The 17,748-nt window shown below is 39.9% G+C and carries 13 protein-coding genes; 8 read left to right on the top strand and 5 right to left on the bottom strand.

Annotated elements, in window-relative coordinates; translation table 11 throughout:
• Positions 1-66 precede the first annotated feature (66 nt).
• Complete coding sequence (locus ACKPCA_RS15625; RefSeq protein WP_321279937.1) at positions 67-1,758, top strand: Na/Pi cotransporter family protein; 1,692 nt, start codon at positions 67-69, stop codon at positions 1,756-1,758.
• Positions 1,759-2,056: 298 nt separating this feature from the next.
• Entirely contained in the window at positions 2,057-2,560 is a 504-nt protein-coding gene (locus ACKPCA_RS15620; protein ID WP_054715117.1) for a peptidase associated/transthyretin-like domain-containing protein, read from the top strand.
• Between the two features lie 96 nt (positions 2,561-2,656).
• Here ACKPCA_RS15620 and ACKPCA_RS15615 read toward each other — a convergent pair whose 3' ends face one another.
• Positions 2,657-3,337: a helix-turn-helix transcriptional regulator gene (locus ACKPCA_RS15615; protein ID WP_321279936.1), complete on the bottom strand. Its 681-nt coding sequence runs from the start codon at positions 3,335-3,337 to the stop codon at positions 2,657-2,659.
• Between the two features lie 205 nt (positions 3,338-3,542).
• On the opposite strand from ACKPCA_RS15615, the gene ACKPCA_RS15610 reads away from it, so the two are divergent.
• From ACKPCA_RS15610 to ACKPCA_RS15585, 6 genes are all read left to right on the top strand, one after another.
• Positions 3,543-3,956: a DNA-binding domain-containing protein gene (locus ACKPCA_RS15610; RefSeq protein WP_321279935.1), complete on the top strand. Its 414-nt coding sequence runs from the start codon at positions 3,543-3,545 to the stop codon at positions 3,954-3,956.
• On the top strand, positions 3,874-4,239 hold the full coding sequence (locus ACKPCA_RS15605) for a DUF4469 domain-containing protein (protein ID WP_321279934.1): 366 nt from the start codon (positions 3,874-3,876) through the stop codon (positions 4,237-4,239). Before ACKPCA_RS15610 ends, ACKPCA_RS15605 begins: the two co-directional genes overlap by 83 nt.
• Before the next feature lie 437 nt (positions 4,240-4,676).
• Positions 4,677-5,801, top strand: a complete 1,125-nt coding sequence (locus tag ACKPCA_RS15600; RefSeq protein WP_321279933.1) for a helix-turn-helix domain-containing protein — start codon at positions 4,677-4,679, stop codon at positions 5,799-5,801.
• Between the two features lie 158 nt (positions 5,802-5,959).
• Positions 5,960-7,207: a hypothetical protein gene (locus tag ACKPCA_RS15595; RefSeq protein WP_321279932.1), complete on the top strand. Its 1,248-nt coding sequence runs from the start codon at positions 5,960-5,962 to the stop codon at positions 7,205-7,207.
• A 40-nt stretch (positions 7,208-7,247) separates the two neighbouring features.
• Positions 7,248-8,090, top strand: a complete 843-nt coding sequence (locus tag ACKPCA_RS15590; protein WP_321279931.1) for a hypothetical protein — start codon at positions 7,248-7,250, stop codon at positions 8,088-8,090.
• A gap of 3 nt (positions 8,091-8,093) precedes the next feature.
• Positions 8,094-9,092 (top strand): S41 family peptidase, encoded by a 999-nt coding sequence (locus ACKPCA_RS15585; protein WP_321279930.1) that lies wholly within the window; start codon positions 8,094-8,096, stop codon positions 9,090-9,092.
• Positions 9,093-9,164: 72 nt separating this feature from the next.
• Here ACKPCA_RS15585 and ACKPCA_RS15580 read toward each other — a convergent pair whose 3' ends face one another.
• From ACKPCA_RS15580 to ACKPCA_RS15565, 4 genes are read right to left on the bottom strand one after another with little or no spacing between them, the layout of a single operon-like run.
• The gene (locus tag ACKPCA_RS15580; RefSeq protein WP_321279929.1) at positions 9,165-12,305 is read right to left on the bottom strand and encodes a GH92 family glycosyl hydrolase; all 3,141 of its coding nucleotides are present in this window, start codon (positions 12,303-12,305) and stop codon (positions 9,165-9,167) included.
• 18 nt (positions 12,306-12,323) lie between these two features.
• Positions 12,324-14,087, bottom strand: a complete 1,764-nt coding sequence (locus ACKPCA_RS15575) for a class I mannose-6-phosphate isomerase (RefSeq protein ID WP_321279928.1) — start codon at positions 14,085-14,087, stop codon at positions 12,324-12,326.
• Positions 14,088-14,094: 7 nt separating this feature from the next.
• The gene (locus tag ACKPCA_RS15570; protein WP_321279927.1) at positions 14,095-15,387 is read right to left on the bottom strand and encodes a GH36-type glycosyl hydrolase domain-containing protein; all 1,293 of its coding nucleotides are present in this window, start codon (positions 15,385-15,387) and stop codon (positions 14,095-14,097) included.
• An 11-nt stretch (positions 15,388-15,398) separates the two neighbouring features.
• Positions 15,399-17,747, bottom strand: coding sequence for a GH92 family glycosyl hydrolase (locus ACKPCA_RS15565; protein ID WP_321279926.1), 2,349 nt, complete (start codon positions 17,745-17,747; stop codon positions 15,399-15,401).
• Position 17,748 lies beyond the last annotated feature (1 nt).

Here is a 17,748-nt window from a genome sequence, read left to right as displayed (position 1 = left end):
GAAAAAGTTTTACTTTTGCCCACCTTATCAAACTAACAAATTGAATACAAACAAAATTAGTCTATTATGGATTACGGATTAGCCGATATTTTAACACTTATTGGTTCTCTCGGATTATTCCTTTACGGAATGAAACTAATGAGTGAGGCTCTTCAAAAAGTAGCTGGAGATAAAATGAGAACGATTCTTGCAGCTATGACTTCGAACAGGGTAAAAGGTGTGTTCACCGGAATTCTGATTACAGCTTTAATTCAATCGTCATCGGCAACTACAGTAATGGTGGTAAGTTTTGTGAATGCTGGATTGCTTTCACTGGTTGAATCTGTTGGCGTAATTATGGGTGCCAATATCGGTACTACCGTAACTGCATGGTTGATCTCAATTCTGGGATTTAAAGTAAGTATGAGTGCCATTTCCTTGCCATTAATTGGTTTGGGTCTGCCATTCTTATTCTCTCAAAATCGTAATAAAAAGAATTGGGGTGAGTTAATCATGGGATTCGCTTTGTTATTTATTGGACTACAGTTCTTGAAAACATCTATGCCTGATATCAAGAACAATCCTGAAATTCTTACATTCCTGACTAATTATACTGATATGGGCTTTGCCTCTACCCTTTTGTTTTTGGGTATTGGTACCTTGCTTACCATCTTGATTCAATCTTCATCGGCTACCATGGCGCTTACATTGGTAATGTGTAATTCGGGATGGATTAGTTTCGAAATTGCAGCTGCAATGGTGTTGGGAGAAAACATTGGTACAACCATTACTGCAAACCTGGCAGCCATGATTGCCAATACATCAGCCAAACGTGCTGCTCGTGCACACCTTATTTTTAACACATTTGGTGTGATCTGGATGCTAATGGTATTGCCTTATTTTCTGGACGCTGTTGCTTGGGTGAATATGAATTTCTTCGCAGGAGGTAATCCTTTTACAAATGCAGCTTCGGTACCTGTTGCACTATCTTTGTTCCATACTGGATTCAATATACTGAATGTTTTGATAATGATCTGGTTTGCCAGATTCATTGTAAAAGTGGTAACTACCTTGGTTCCTGTACGCGAAGATGTTGAAGAAGAATTTAAGCTACAACACATCAAAACAGGTACATTATCTACCCCTGAAGCATCTCTTTTCCTTGCTAAAAAAGAAATTAGCACCTATGCAAAGAGTACCAAGAAGATGTTTGGTTACGCAAAACAGGCTTTTAACGAAACCAACGATAAGTCTTTCAATAAATTATTTGATAAAATCAATAAGCGTGAAGACGAAAGTGATGACATGGAGGTAGAAATTGCAAACTTCCTGACTTCGGTATCAGAAACTCGCTTGAGTAAAGAAAACTCGGAGCGCGTACGTGCTTACTTTAAAATGGTTAGCGATATTGAAAGTGTTGGTGATTCTGCTTTGAACCTTGTAAAAGCAATGAAACGCAAGCGTGAACAAAAAGCATGGTTCCCACAAGAATTACGCGATAATATCAATAAGATGTTCGAATTAATTGACAATGCCTTGGATATGATGCTTGAGAATACCAAGAGAGATTTCTCAGAAGTAAACGTGAAAAAAGCCTGGGAAATTGAGCGTGAAATCAACGACTACAGAAATACTTTAAAGGCTGAACACTTGATCAGTGTTGAAGAGAACAAATACAAGATACAAGCAGGTATCATCTACAACGACATGTTCTGCGAATGTGAAAAAATAGGTGACTATTGTATCAACGTAAGTGAAGCAATGAGCGAAGTAAAATAAATTTTTACTTCTTTAGATATCGAGAATCCTCATCCTACCGGATGGGGATTTTTTTGTGAATATTACTCAAAATACTCTCAAATACTTACTAACGAATAATCCCAACCCTTACAGTCTTATTGATGATCCCTTAGGCAATATTTACTCAGCTTACTTAGTATGATTTCTGTGATTGTCAACATTAGTTTCATTGATAAAACACTCTCATCATTCTTTATAATTAATTTATGAATATTGACTGAAAATTAGTAGCTTGAATAAGCATTAAAATCCTAAAAACTAATTTAAATCAATTAAAATGAAAAAAACTTTACTGATTTCATGTTTAACTGGACTTGCTTTATTAATGTCTAGTTGTGCTTCAATTGTAAGTAAAAGTAGTTACCCAATTTCTATTAATAGCTCCCCATCTGAAGCTAAGATTATAATAACAGATGCTAATGGAGTTCAGGTTTATAGTGGAAATACTCCTGCTACAGTGAAACTAAAAGCTAGTGCTAAATTTTTTAAAAGAGCTCTATATCATGTGAAATTTGAGAAGGAAGGATATGAGACTAAAACTGTACCCATTCATTTTAAGGTAGATGGATGGTATTGGGGAAATATTTTATTTGGCGGTGTTATTGGCTTATTAATTGTTGATCCTGCAACAGGAGCTATGTATAAATTAAAAACCGAATTTTTAAACGAAACGCTTTCAAAATCACCAACTGCCAATATTCAAAAGAATCAACTTCACGTTATGGATATAAATAATATCCCAGACAGTTGGAAAAATCATTTGGTAGCACTAAAAAAATAAGTCTAAATAATTGCATTGGGGATACTACTTGGTATTCCCAATTTTTTAATAATTGATTTCCTTTATTTTGATCAAAATTATTGTAATTAACCCATACTATCGAATTATCCCAACCTTTACAGCCTTTTTAATGGCCTCAGAGGCATTGTTGGCATTCAACTTTTTTAAGATGCTTTTTCTGTGATTGTTTACGGTATACTCGCTGATAAAGAGTCTCTCGGCAATTTCTTTGCTCACATAGCCTTCCGATATCAGTTCAAGCACTTCCCGCTCCCTTTCCGAAATCGAATCGTTTCCCTCGTTTCCATGAATCCTGTAAATAATCTCATTGTTATCAACATGCTGTAGAAAAGAAAGGGCGGGCTTGTTTGCTTCCTGATCCGGATCCAGATCTACCTTTCGCAAGCTCAACCATATGTTGCCACGTTTGTCCATTTCTAAAATAGAGTGCTGAACATAGACACGCATGTATTGCATCGACTCATTGCATATCCTAAAATTGTTTACCAAGCGGTATTTCTTTCTCTCTTCAATGGCCTGACTGCAAATGAACCTTCTGGCCCTACAAATGGAATCAACAATCAAATGATCGCTGGGATGAAGCTGAAAACTCTGCAACAATGCTTCGTGAGAGCAAAATCTTACTCCAAGTTTTCTCTTAATCTTATCCGAAACAAAAAAATACTCGTTTCGGTAATAATCCATTGCAAACAGATAGCTAAGACTTACTTGATTTATCTTTTTGAATAATGCCTGGTATTTTTTCAGTTTGCGCAAATCGATATCGCATTTTCGAATAGGGCATTCTTGTAGTAATCCGATATTTTATCGACAACATTCTTAGTCATATGTGATTTGGTTTTAAGTATGTAGCTGATCTTATAAAAATAGTTAAAAACAGCTATTGATCATCATAACTTGATGACATAATTTTATTTCTGTATTCGTTAACACATTTGTTGAACCCAAAAAATCAATAGGGATGAAGTATTATTTGAAGGAAAACCAACTAACCGAAGAGAACAATTATGCAGCTAGAGTATTAACTGAAGAATCTCACGATTTGGATGCAATTATTCGTCTGATGCTAGAGAAAAGAAATGTGGTGAGTAAAACAGATATTACCGCTGTCTTCACTGCCTTTTTCCAAATTGTAGAAGAATGCATACAGCGTGGCGAGAACATCAACCTTCCCATCTTTAATCTGGGCTACTCTATCACAGGAGTATTCGATGAAGATACGGATGTATTCGATCCGGAAAAGCATCATGTAAATGTGAACCTAACCAACGGAACACAAGTAAAGAAAGCCATTGAGCAAGAAGTTAACCAAAGTAGACAGTGTACAAACCGATCCTGTAATCAACAGCTTTATCGATATTGCTACCCAAAGTAAAAACGATAAACTTTCGAAGAACAGTTTGTTCGAGGTTCATGGCAAAAGACTAAAAATAGCAGGTGAAGATGCTGGTATAGGCCTTTTCTTTGTAGCAGAAGATGGTACAGAAACAAAGGTCTCACTAATTGCTGAAAATGGTCAAAAGAAACTAATTGGCCAAAGTCCAGATCTGCCTGCCGGTAAATACAGAGTTAGGGTGAAGACTCAGAGTACATTTGGAGCATATACAACCAAAGGAATAAAAGAAACGACAAGTAACTTTTCATTAACCATTGGTTAAGAAGCTGTCTACTGAGTGTTTGAGTACATACACTTTGAGTGTCAAAGTGCATGCAGTTGTCGGGTCAAAGTGTATGTAGTTGTTGAATCAAAGTACTAGCAGGTAACAAAAGAAAGTAAATCCTCACTTTTTATGGAAGTGGGGATTTTGCTTTTGATATCCGTTGTTATAAGTTTAATATTGATCCCGAATAATGATAGAAATTATATCTTAAGAAGAAATCCTTCACTAAGCTCAGTATTACTAGACAATTAACAGTCAGACTTTGATTGTTGTACTGTTCAAGATAATCATATAATATCAATCACTCAAATAAATAATGACAACTTGACACCTACTTACACGTATCAAACTTAACAGAAATCATAAATATTTTGCAACATATACTTTTAGTAATCAAAACTATACTTTTGTAGTTTAACACTGAAACTTAAAATATGGAATTGGATAAGATTTTCATCCTTTTATTGGATACCATTGATATGTGGCAAGCCATTTCTGTGGGTTTGTTTCTTTTAATTTTAAACAGTAAAAAGAAGAATTCTTTACTCTTGTTGGGCATTTTTCTTGTGGTTTCAGGATTAAGTGCATTATCCGAAATATTTGATTTCTTCAACGCTTATATGAAGAATCCTTATCTTGATATCTTATCATTTAATTTCATATGGCTTCTTCCTACTCTTTTGTACTTGTATGTAGAGAGAGTATCCATAGAAAAAGCAAAGAAATCCAGCTATTATCTATTAATTCCTGGAGGGATTGATTTTATCCTCAATATTGGCAAGTTTCTATTGCCTCTTCAAATAAAAAAAGCAATTGAAGAGTCACTTGCCTATGCCTTATTCGAATTATTTGGGATTCTTTTTGGGTTGACCTTAATAATACTCATCTTTAGAAAGATTAGAAAGCATTCCAGTCTTATAAAAAACCAATATAGTTCCACTGAAAACAGAGAATTGAAATGGTTGCTCATTGCCATTTTAACCATAATCATATCCTTTATATTTACTATTGTTTCAGAAATCTTATTTTCTGGCTTCATTGCTGATTTATTTCAATCATTACTCGGCTTGTTCATCACATTTTGGATTGCTTACAATGGTTTGTTACAACAAACTTCTATCAATTTGGTTGGTGATGATGGCGGTGTTTCTACCAAAATAAAAGATAAAGCAAAAAGTCTTTCGGTAGATGATAAAACGGAGAAGCAAAATCAAGTGGTAACTAAAATAAAAGACCTCTTACGTGAAGAGAAATTGTACTTGAATTGTGATTTGACTATTGTTCATATTGCTGATAAAATTGGAGAACACCCGCGCCTTGTTTCCGGAAGTATTAATAGTATTTGCAATGTAAACTTCAACCGTTTCATTAATAGATACCGTGTTGAAGAGGCTAAAAACCTGCTGCGATCTAAACATACCTTACAGTTAAAAATGGAAGGAATTGGTTTTGAAGCTGGTTTCAACAGCAATAGCTCATTCTACAGTGCATTCAAAACTGAGCTAAATATCACCCCTTTACAATTTCTAAAAAATTCGAATTCAGGAAAAAACTCTTGATTTCTGAATTCCGAACCCCTCTTTCAGCATTTGGGAAGCCTTCTTTATGCTTTCTCCCTTAATTTGCAGTAACAAATCATCAACGGTAAAAGTGAGCCCCACTCTACCATTGATCTGAATTTGGTTTGATGCAATTAAATTTTAAAAATACCGCAGTTATGAATCGTTTATACGTCGTACTAATTTGCTTGATTCTTCCCTTCTATGTAGCAGCACAGAATCAGAATGAAAAACTAGGTCTTCTTCTTAACAAAGAATGGCAATATAGCTATGAATCAGCAGTGAAACTATCGATAAAAGCTTTTGATAAAATTACACCCTCGTACTGTGCCAATAAAAGAGTGTGGAAACAAGTCCAAAAAGAAAAAAAAGAGTATTTGGGCTACTTAAAAGACGAGATATTAAATTCAAAAGTTATTTATAATGCTGATAGCGTGACCTTCACTTATAATAAAGAAGAAATAACGGAAAAATGGATCTTTGATCCGCAAGAAAATACAATATTCATCAATTCGAAAGAGGACAGCACTCTCATTAAAAATCAAAAAATATTGACCCTAACTGAGGACCGTTATAGTTATATAAACCAAGATGGTTCACAAATAGATATGATTCCGGCACTAAAGAAGTTAGATGCATTATCTTTTCAAGATATCAATGAACTTGGCGTATTTTTTGGGAATCCCAATAGTCATACAGTAATCGTTAATACCCAAGGAGGACCTGTTGACGAACTGTTTGAGGAAGAATTCACAAGCATTATCAGAAACTCCGAATCCAAAGATTTACTATATGTAAATGTGCATCAAGAGCAAACTCAAACTCCTGAGCTCTTTCAAAACCAATCCATAAGTTTTCAACAAGCAATCGACTTTGATAAAAAAAGTGTCGCCAAACTGCACCGAGTGATACAACACTTTAAAAAGCAAGGGAAAAAAGTATATGTACTTGGAATTTCTTTTGGAGCTTTTATGACTCAGGAACTGCTCGCAACATATGGAACAGATATAGCAGATGGTTATTATATCATGGTTGGAAGATTAAATATAGATTCAGAAGTTTGGAAAGCCTTTAGCGAAGGTAAAAATGGGATGTTTATTCATCGAGAAAACAAGCAATCCAAGATCAAAACAAAAAAACAAAAACTTATTGTAGAGCAAAATATGAGCAAACTAGCCGCTGGTTTAGGGCACTATCGCTACACAAAAAAGTTAGAACATATTCAAGATTTATCAAAAGTATGTTATGTATTCGGCACTAAAGACGAGCAAGTTGGTGGACTTACAAATGAAGAGGTGGAGTTTCTGGAATCACGAAAAGCTAAGATTATTACGGTAAAGGATGGAACTCATAGTTCGGCAATAGATGAAGGAATTAAACTTTTAAAAGACCTAAAAACAAATTAAGAAAATGAGCTATTTATAGCGAAAAACACAATAAGATTTCATGAAAAAAATATTATTCATTTTTACAGGAATGTTGATTGCTAACCTAAGTTATAGCCAAGGAAGTTTCAGCAATCAGAATCAAGATTCAGAAAAATTCATAAAAATCACTTCTGGATTAAACATCGTTAAAATGAGAGATATGGCAACATCTCCCCTATTTTACACAGGCGGCTTAAAGCATTTCGAATTGGGATATGTGAAATGGAAAGAGGGAAAAGAAAGAAACCTGTCTTTTTCTACTTCAATAGGAAAAGCAAACAATACAACCAACGATCATACAGCATCAGCGCAAGTTTCTATTTACAACATATCATACTCAAAGCTTTATCCGATTTGGCAGCAAGACAAATGGAACTTGAAAGTGGGTGGCCAGTTGAGTAACTCATTTCATATTCGCAATAACCCATCATTTCAAAATAATGCTACAGGTTTAGAAGTATTTTCAACTCTTTTTGCATCGGGAAAATTATCTTGGAACATTTCTAATAAAGAAAAGAAGAGAGCAAAATTTCTTTTTATCCCTATGAATTTTAAGCCTCGAAAAAGAGAGCTTTCATTTCGAGTAAATTTAGCTGTAATGAACAACACTTACAGAAATGGCTATGCATATAATAACAATTCCGCCATTACAAATGATCCAGATGTTTTTGACGATTATCAACTAAAAATATTTAGTGGTTATCGATTAGGAACAGAATTGAACTACACCGTTTTTCTAAAAAACAAGAATGCCATTCGATTGGGATATGAATTTGATGCCTATAAAACCGGAGGAAATCTTGACAAGTTCGAGATGGCAAACTACAAATTAAAAATCTCCTTACTATTTAAAACCAAGTAGATCATGAGAAAATACATTTTAATACTTATCATCCCATTTTTAGCTTCTTGCGAATCAATCATATTGGATAAGGATCTGGAATCAACAGATGCAAAAACCAACTTTGAATACCTTTGGAAACAATGCAATGAGAAATATTCCTATTTTGATTTGAAGAATATCGACTGGGACGAAATTAAAATCAAGTACGAAAGCAAAATATCCGATAAAACCACAGATGAACAATTGTTTGTTATATTGGGTGAAATGCTTTCTGAATTAAAGGATGATCACACCAACTTAATGTCGAACTTTAATGTTTCACGATTTGGAGTGCAATACCAGTCTCAAGACAATTTTGATTGGAGAATTATTGAAGACAACTATTTGCCTCGAAATTACCTTATCACAGGGCCTTTCCAGCACGATTTTATCGAAAACAATGAAATAGGTTATATCAGATTTCCATCCTTTACCGGGACAGTAGATGATGATCAGTTGGATTTCATTTTAAAGCGATATAAAAATACCAAAGGTTTAATTTTGGATTTAAGAGAGAATGGTGGAGGTGCTGCTACAGATATTTTCAACATTCTAGCTCGATTTGTTGAAAAAGAAACTACTTTGTACTATTCGAGAATTAAAAATGGAAAAGATCATAATGCTTTTGGTAAAGCTGAGCCTGCCATACTAAGTCCTCATGATGGAATCAGATATCAAAATAAGGTTATGGTTTTGGTTGATCGATCAACTTATAGTGCAGGTTCCTTCACTGCTTTGGCTACAAAAGCCATCGATAAAATGACTTTGATTGGAGATTATACTGGTGGAGGTCTTGGTATGCCTAATGGAGGACAATTACCTAATGGTTGGACCTACAGGTTCTCCATTACACAAGCACTTAATTTGGACATGAGTCCTGAGTGGGAAAAAGGAGTTCCTGCTGACATTAAAGTACAAATGGATTGGAACAATAGAAATACTGATGAAATTTTAGAAAGAGCAATACAAGAGATTTTGTAAGTGCTTAATCAATGTTTAGTTCAATCAAAAAAGGCTGTCCATTTGGACAGCCTTTGCAGCAATATAAACCTTTTAAATATGGTCTTTTTGCTTCACCCCCCATTTCTTATTAGGTTCAGGGCCCATTTCAAGCTCTAGCTTTCCTCCTTTGAGTAATTCGCTGGCAGGAAATTTAAAGTCCTGCAGGCGCTTGCCATTGAGTTTTGCCGACTGCACATATTTGTTCAGGCGGGAGGCGTTCTTGGCTTCAATCACGAACTTTTCTCCCCTGCCAAACTGCTTGCCCAAATCTATTTCCACTTTCTTGTAGAGCGGACTGGCAATTTCATATACCGGATCAACGCGACAGCCCCCATCAGTTTGGAACAGGCCAAGGGATGCCATGATGAACCAGGCGCTCATCTGTCCCTGGTCCTCATCGCCCAGGTAGGCATTGGCAACGCCGTAACCGTAATAGCGATCGATGATGGCTCTGCTCCACTTCTGCGTTAGCCAAGGTTTTTGCACCCAGTTAAAAAGAAAGGCAAAGTGCATGGATTGCTGATTTCCCTGTACAACCGGATAGTTCCAATACAGGTCGTTCATTCCGTTAAACCTGGTTTTATAGCTTTCGCCAAATCCCCAATCCAATCGCTCCACAAAGCGATCCTTGCCAATGGCCTCAGCCAAAGCAGGAACATCCTGGGGAACAAAAAAGCTCAGCTGCCACGAGTTTCCTTCCACATAGTGGTGGTTGGCTCCTGATTTGTAAGGATCAAAATCGGGCAACCATTTCCCTTTCGAATCTTTCATTCGTGCAAAGCCCATGTCTGGATCAATGATGTTCTTCCAGTAATAGCCTCGCGACAGGAACTTCTTGTAGTCTGCCTTTTTCCCCAGTGCCTTGGCAAACTGAGAAACTGTCCAGTCGTCGTAGGAGTACTCCAGTGAATTGGAAAATCGTCCCTTATCGTAAGGCACGTAGCCATATTTCAAGTAACTCACCAGGTCACGGTTTCCGGCAAATCCACCACCCACTTTTTGGGCAGGAGTTGTCTGCATCTTGCGAACCGCCTCGTAAGCTTTTTCCACGTCGTAGTCGCGAATTCCCATTTGGTAGGCACCAACAATCAGTGGAATTTCGTGCTCTGCCACCATTACCGGAACATATTCCATTCCGGCAGGACCTTTTGCCAGCCATCCGTTGGAATCGTACATGGCCAGTTGCGATTTCACCCAACGATTGGTCCACTCGGGAGTCACCAGGTTCCAGAACTGATTCAGGTTCCAGAAGGTGTTCCAAAATGCATCGCAACCTAGGGCCGGAGAAGAAGGATCCTCCATCTTTCGTACCTTTTCGCCAGCGTCTCGCCACTCTCCGTTTACATCGCTGAAAATATTACGGCTGCACAATGAGCGATACATGTTGTTGTAAAAACGCATCCTCTCGCGCTGGTCGTTGCTCGATATATTGATTCGCCCAAGCAATTTATTCCACTCAGACACATGATGGGCTCTTAGGGAATCAAAATCCCAACCGAAAGGATTGGAAACCTCGGTCTTCAAATTCTCAGCGGCATTGTCAATGCTCACATAGGAAATCCCCGTACGCACTTGCACCTGGTTGCTTTTTCTGGTGCTAAACTCCACATAACAACCCGCATCCTTAACATCTTTGCCATGAATGGATTTTGCATCGCTAATTTCATCGTTTATCCATGTTCCCATCTTGCCAATGGGCTGATCGAACTCAATCACATAGTAAATGGTGTATTCCTGATCGATTCCTCCGGCCCAGGTATTCTCCGTTAACTGGTGGCTAAAGCCTTCAATACGGTAATCGCTCACCTGCTTCAGCTCTATCTCCTTGTTCTGATAGGTGTATTCACAAGGAATCTGCAGGTCTATTAAGATTCTTGCATCATCGGAATCAGGAAAGGTGTATCGCTGAAAGCCACATCGTGTAGAAGCTGTCAGCTCCGCCTGAATGTTGTAATCGGTCAAATCGACACTGTAGTAGCCTATGCGCGAAGTTTCTCTTGCCTTGTCGATTCTCGAACGATAGCCGCTATCCGGGTCTTTCTCGTCGCCCACCTTGATCTGCAAAGGGCCATTGGTTGGCATGATTCCCAATCCTGCCATGGTCCATTCGTGAATATGGCTAAAACATCCTATTGATTCGAAGTTGGGATCGTAGCCTGCCTGCCAGCTTGGATTCTGGTTGTCGGGACTCAGTTTCACCATGCTAAATGGCATCCATGGTCCGGGAGCAATCATCCAGCGGGAGTGGCCGCTTCCCATTCTCGAATCTACATATTCAGCTGGCGTTCTTTTCTTTTGGGCGGAACGTATCACTTCCCCTTCCTGAATCTTAACGCCATCGGCCCATATCTCGTAGCTGCTCTCTTTGCGAGATTTCACGGCAGGCATGGGCGCTTCAAATTCGTACCTTCCCTGCTCCACGGTCTCCGAAAAGATATCCTTCCCATCGAGAATAACGGTCAGCTTGGGAGTTGCCTGCAGATGCTCCACATCTACCAGCAAGGGCTGGAACCATTTTCCATCGATGTCTAACTCATACTCAGCTGCCTTCACACTTCTTAGATGCACTTTATCATCCGTTATCAAGGTAGCATCCCCGGGAGCTTCCAGCTTAATCTGGTCGAACTTCAACCACGATCCCTGCAGGGTCGTCATGCTAATCTGGTTCCCCCCTTTACGTATAAGGTCGGCAGGCAGAGGTATCTCAATCAGGTATTCCGAAGGATTTTCCGGCAAGGTATCAATGGAAGAGTTCTTGCTGATTTCCGGTATGCTGTATTTCCACGATGTACCGTTTACGGTGATCTTGAAAAGGGGCAAGTCATTCGAATTGCAATCCAGAAGATCAACTGTCAGTTTCCAATCTCCTCGCTTGGGAAGGCTTTCAATTCCAAAGAGGATGTTCAGGGTGCTGGACCTCCACCCGGCTGTTCCCCAGGTGCCACCCCAGGTATCGCTAATGCCCGGGATGATGTATGGCCAATCCTTTTTTTCATCCGATTTTCCAATCAGGAAGTACTTGTCTTCCCAACCAAAATCATTGGCAATATAGTCCTTGTATCCGCCGGGAGCCAAGGCAAATTCAGCACAGGAATTGTCGTTTTCTCCCAATTGCCAAAGAATCTGCTTGTCCTGAGTACAGGCACTAATAAACAAACTGGCGAGTAGGGTAAAAATGGCTATTTTCTTCATACGTCTAATACTTAATGCTTATTTCATGAATGCTTTCACAACCATTATTTCACCTTCCGATTCATTAATGATTTTATAGGATCCTGCAGCAGCAGGGATCACGAAGGTTTCGGCATAATTAAAGCGTTGTCGCATTCCATTCTGTGTCTCAACAATAATACTTTCCCCTTCCACCAACGAAAGGACATTGCATCTGTTCTCCGTTTCGATATCCACTTCAGTGTTCAAATGATAACGATGAACATCGTAGGTATGTTTTTCATGAGTCGGCAGGTGATAGTGTTTCCAGTCTGCTCCTTCGTTCAACAAGTAAGGATGGGAGATCAATTTGTCTTTCACATACTGCCCTTTTCTGTCGAAGCAGAGGTTTTCCATGCCACGCTCAACATTAATCGGACGAGGTTTGCCATCGAAATCTACACGCAACCAATCGTACATCTTAAAGGTAAAGATATAGGGAGTGGTACTGATTTCAAGAACCAGGTTATCAATCCCCGATCCATGAATGGTTCCCGGAGGAATCAGGAACAGGTCATGCTTGTTAGAATCGTGAACCTGCACATGTTTGGTGATATCAATCTCCTTTTTGTTCTGATAGCTGTATTGCAAATCGCTTTCGAATGCCTTCGGATCAATCTCTTCCTGAAAGCCCAAATAGCATTTGGCATCCTTTCCTGCATCCAGAATGTAGTAGGTCTCCTCTTGAGTGAAACTCTCGCCAAAATGCTTGTTGATATATTCTGTTTGTGGATGACATTGGATGGATAGGTTTCCCCCATCGAATGTATCCAGGAAGTCGAAACGAATGGGAAACTCAAAGCCATATTGCTGTGAATGTTTTCCCATGACTGCCTCCGTTTCCTGAAACATGATACAGTCAAAGGAAACCTCGAGAAGCTTTCCACTGCTTTCGAACAACAAGCCATTTTCAGGTACAATCAACTCGAAAGACCAGGCATAATTCACCACGTCCTTGTTCAGCCCGTCAATCTTATCCATCACCCACTGGCCTCCCCAGGCCCCAGGCTCAAACCATGGACGAACGCGGAAAATGTTATTGGCCATTTCGCGTAAGCCATCTCTCAAATCATCTCCCCTCATCCAGGTCACCTCATCCATGCGCTGTTCATCGATTACAATGTCAAGCTTAGGCAAAAGCGCCTGCTTGTGCTTGTTCAGAACGATCCAATCGACAAAGTAGAAGCGCTTGTACATGGGTTTGCTCTCCAGGGCTTTGCTTGCCCCCAAATTGGTTATACTTTGTGCGCGGGCTCTAAATTGCAGCTCATTCTTAGGAAGGTCGATATACAGCAATTTTCCTTCCCAATTGGCCAGGGCAGCTCCCGAACCGTAGATGATATTCAGGTCAGCCGCGGAGTCTTGCTGTAGGTTCTCCAGTTTCTGCTGATCGAAGAAGTCCACAAGATCAATGGTCGCCTTGGTTCCAAATATCGGATCGTCTCCCCCCAGAAAAGGCTCTATCATGGTATCAATATTGGCTTCAGCCTTTAGGGCCTCATCAATAGGCACCCAATTCACCTTCTTTCCCTGGCTTAGGAACTGATCGTTCAGCTTCTCCTTTATCTGCTCGAAGAATACACCCACATATCCATCAATGATAATGGTTTTCTCATTACTTAGCTCTTGTGCCAATGTCTCCACCCCCACAAAAACCTTCCCCTCTTCCATTTGCAAGGAAGGATAAAGATCGTATTTCCCAACTACCGATTCACTTTGTTTAAGGGGTAGCAAATACTGATCTGACTTTCTTTTGTTCTCCATCTCCATTCTATTTTTCAACTGCATCTTCCAACATTTCAATCGCCTTGTACAACACCCCTGCCGAACCACGGAAGGTGCCCGAGCCTTTTGGCTCATTCTTTTCGGTGTACCACTCATAAAAGCCATCATTCACCACCACGCGCTCTGTCATGGGAATCAATTGCTCGTAGGCTTCCTCTACAAATCCGTATTTCACCAATTGCTGAATCATTCTTCCTCCGAACCAGGTCCAGTCTCCTCCATTCTGATAGCCATATGGGTACATGCCCTTGTTTTCGAAAAATCCTTCCGGATAAGGAGGATACATGGTCAGCCCTATGGATCCGGCACCGGAAGCTTTCACATTGGCAATCATCTTATCCAAAGAAACTTTGATTTGATCTTTGCTCAGCAGGCCAGCTTCAATGGCTACGGCAGTTCCCCCGTGATAGAAGATCTCATTCTCATTAAAGTCTTTTGGGAATGGTGAACCATCCAAATAAACATGAGGAATGAACTTTTGATTTTGATTGTCCCACAGGTATTTCATGGTATTTTCAGCCAACTCATCATGAATCGTTTGCCACTTCTGCTTTTTGGATGCATCCAATTCCATAAGATCTGTTATAGCAATCAAAAACATGGCATTGTCGTAGATGTCAAGACAATATTTGGTATCCTCGGTAATATACACGCCCCAAGGGTGACAATGCTGCACATCGCCCCAATCTGAGGTAGTAGCTCCCCAAATCATACCATGCTCCTTGCTCCAACGGTGATGTAAAAGAAATTCCAGGGACCACTCCATTCTGTCAAGAACGCTTTTCTCTCCAATCTTCTCCTGAAGAAAGTCTTTGTCACCAGTTTTCTGAATGTACTTGTAAACCGCCTGCACCAGTGATGCCTCGTGATCGGTTTCCACCGTATTCTTGTGACCACAGTAAGTTGGCTCCAAATCGTTGTAGATGTATGTGTATCCTCCCTCAACATTCACGGCTTTTTCTTTGGGAATGAAGCCATCAATTATATTCCCGTCGTTGCCCTGAAGGCGGAAGAAAACTCTTAAGTTCTCCTTTAGAATCTCTTTCGGATATACTTCTGCCGACAGTTCAATAAAGGTCGCATAATCGCGAATCCAAACTTCGCCATAGCCATCTCCTGCATTAAAGCCTGTTTTCACAACCTCAAGAGCCTTCTGCTTCACAAACTTAAAATCAGTATTTTCCATCACTGACTTCTTCAATTTCTCATTTTTCTCAGAACCAGGCTTACAGCTTACCAAAAGGCTTACTGCAGCAAGAGCAATCATTAACTTTCTCATTCGTATCTCATTTAGTACAGTTCGTTTGTATTCTTCTTTTCAAATTCCAGCTTTGCTCCTTTTATTAGGTCTTGAAAGGAGACTTCGGGTTTTTCCAATAATTTCCCATTCAGTTTTACTGATTTCACCAATAAGCTTTCAGGAGTGTTATTCTTCACCTTAATCTGAATGTATTTGCCAGGATAGTAATCAGGATTTAGCTTGATTTTAATTTCATCGAAGGCAGGACTCCCCAATTGCATGCCTGGATTTTCGCCCGTTAGGCCGGCAACGTCAAACAAACCTATGGAAGCCATAACGTACCAGGCCCCCAGCTGTCCCTGATCCTCATCCTGTCCGTATCCATATCCATGGATGGGATCTGCTCCATAAAACTCATTGCAAATGGTTCTTGTCCAGTATTGTGTTTTTTCAGGTTCCCCTGAGAAGTTGTATAACCAGGGAATGTGCAAACTAGGTTGGTTCCCGTGATTGTAAATGGTTTTTACCCCTGCAAAGGCATTAATTTCCTTTCCTCCACCAAAACCGTTCTTACGGGATGTTAGAAAGATAGAATCAAGCCTCTCATTGAATCTTTCTTTGCCGATCTTGCTTACAAGTTTCCCGGCCTCATGGGGCACATAGAAGCTGTATTGCCATGCATTTCCTTCCTGAAATCCCCGCCAGGGTTCCAAAGGGTCAAAGTCAGAGATGAATTCCCCCATTTCATCCTTTGGTCGAATAAAACCTGTGGAAGAGTCGAATATATTTTCCCAGCTACGAGACAGCTGCTTCAATTGATTTGCCTCCTTGCCTTTGTTTAGTTGGCTGGCAAAGTGAGAAACAGCATGAGCCGAAAAAGAGTATTCCAGCACATGAGATGCTGAAAATGCACTCGCCTCGGGTATCTCCCCCCACTCTTCCTGATGGGGTATCAAGCCATTCTCTACAAAACTTTTCACATCCATTTTACCTGCCCCAAGAGGTCGGCCTTCCCATCCCAATTCATTGTTGAGTGCAGCCTGAAGGGCAAAGTTGGTATCGTAATTTCTGATTCCGCAATTGTATGCCGAGGCAATAATGAGCCCTACATAGTTGGTTCCTACTCCGGAAACATACCTGCTATTGGCTAAGCCATCGCTAAACCAACCAGTATCCTTGTATACCTGCAGGTGAGTTTGAACAAAATCGTTGTAATATTCGGGCCAGGCCAAAGTCCACAGTTGAGTAAGATTCCAAAATGCGCCCCAAACTGCATCGGTATTGTAGAAACTAAATTGAGGAGTTTCATCACTTTTCATAGGTAACTGTCCGATGGTACCGTCGTTTTTAGGATAGGCTCCATTCACATCATTCGCCAATCCCCTGCCCAGCAAGGCATGATACAGGCCAGTGTAGAATTTAGTCTTGTCAGTCTCGGAACCACCTTTCACCTGTATTTTATTCAGTTCTGTATTCCAGATGCGATTCGCCTGCTTTTTCGCTTCAGCAAAAGGCAAGCTTTCGGCTTTCATATTCTCATACGCATTTTGAATGGAAGTATAGGACAAGGCCACCTGCACCTCTATACTTTCAGGCTTTTCCGGAGTAAATGAAAAGTACAATCCCGCTCCCTTTCCTGATATGCTATCCTGATTGGGAAAGATTGAATCACCCTGAAATGATCCAAACTCTTTCATTGCCTTGTTTAGCCTGGCAACAAAGTACATGCTAACCGTTGATCCTTTTTGGTATTTCTTCACGTATTCTGGGGCTGTTTCAACCCATCCTTCCACTGTATGGTCATCCACCCTTTTTACTTCTGCATTCGCAACCGCTCCACTTTCGCCTTGTCGGTTTCCAATGTCGAACAACAAGTTTGCCTTTTTATTGGCAGGATAGGTATAGCGATGAATGGCAACTCGTTTGGTCGAAGTTAGCTCCGCTTTGATGCCGTAATCTGCCAAATCAACCTTATAATAGCCTGGCTTTGCTATTTCTGACTCTTTCAGAAAGCGAGATCGGTAACCCAAATCCGGTTGTTCCAGTTTTCCTGCTGTGGTAAGTAGTTTTCCATTGGTTGGCATCAATACAATTCCTCCCAACTGAAACTCATGCACATTGGCAAAGCCTTCAATGGATTCATGCCTGTCATCGTAACCTACAGCTTCCCAGCCCCACTTGTTTCCGTAATGACCATTGGTAGTAGGTGCTGGCTTAGCCATTCCAAAAGGAAGCGCCGCCGGAGTGTAAAAGAACCACCTGCTATGTGCCGTTCCGATATTTGGATTCACATAGTCAATTGGATTAATCTGCTTACTGCACGATAAAAATAATAACATCAATCCTGTCAGTAAGAAAATCCCGTATTTGTTTGTTGATATGTTTGAACATATATTCATA

Origin of the sequence: Marinifilum fragile (assembly GCF_963677365.1) — a bacterium.
Classification (GTDB): domain Bacteria; phylum Bacteroidota; class Bacteroidia; order Bacteroidales; family Marinifilaceae; genus Marinifilum; species Marinifilum fragile.
Note: the sequence above shows the minus strand (reverse complement) of the source record. Positions and strands in the feature narration are given on the sequence as shown.

Bases quoted from the DNA above. Each gene is read 5' to 3' on its own strand.
- ACKPCA_RS15625 (WP_321279937.1), top strand. From the start codon at position 67: ATGGATTACGGATTAGCCGATATTTTAACACTTATTGGTTCTCTCGGA.
- ACKPCA_RS15620 (WP_054715117.1), top strand. From the start codon at position 2,057: ATGAAAAAAACTTTACTGATTTCATGTTTAACTGGACTTGCTTTATTA.
- ACKPCA_RS15610 (WP_321279935.1), top strand. From the start codon at position 3,543: ATGAAGTATTATTTGAAGGAAAACCAACTAACCGAAGAGAACAATTAT.
- ACKPCA_RS15600 (WP_321279933.1), top strand. From the start codon at position 4,677: ATGGAATTGGATAAGATTTTCATCCTTTTATTGGATACCATTGATATG.
- ACKPCA_RS15595 (WP_321279932.1), top strand. From the start codon at position 5,960: ATGAATCGTTTATACGTCGTACTAATTTGCTTGATTCTTCCCTTCTAT.
- ACKPCA_RS15590 (WP_321279931.1), top strand. From the start codon at position 7,248: ATGAAAAAAATATTATTCATTTTTACAGGAATGTTGATTGCTAACCTA.
- ACKPCA_RS15585 (WP_321279930.1), top strand. From the start codon at position 8,094: ATGAGAAAATACATTTTAATACTTATCATCCCATTTTTAGCTTCTTGC.
- ACKPCA_RS15580 (WP_321279929.1), bottom strand. From the start codon at position 12,305: ATGAAGAAAATAGCCATTTTTACCCTACTCGCCAGTTTGTTTATTAGT.
- ACKPCA_RS15575 (WP_321279928.1), bottom strand. From the start codon at position 14,087: ATGGAGAACAAAAGAAAGTCAGATCAGTATTTGCTACCCCTTAAACAA.
- ACKPCA_RS15570 (WP_321279927.1), bottom strand. From the start codon at position 15,387: ATGAGAAAGTTAATGATTGCTCTTGCTGCAGTAAGCCTTTTGGTAAGC.
- ACKPCA_RS15565 (WP_321279926.1), bottom strand. From the start codon at position 17,747: ATGAATATATGTTCAAACATATCAACAAACAAATACGGGATTTTCTTA.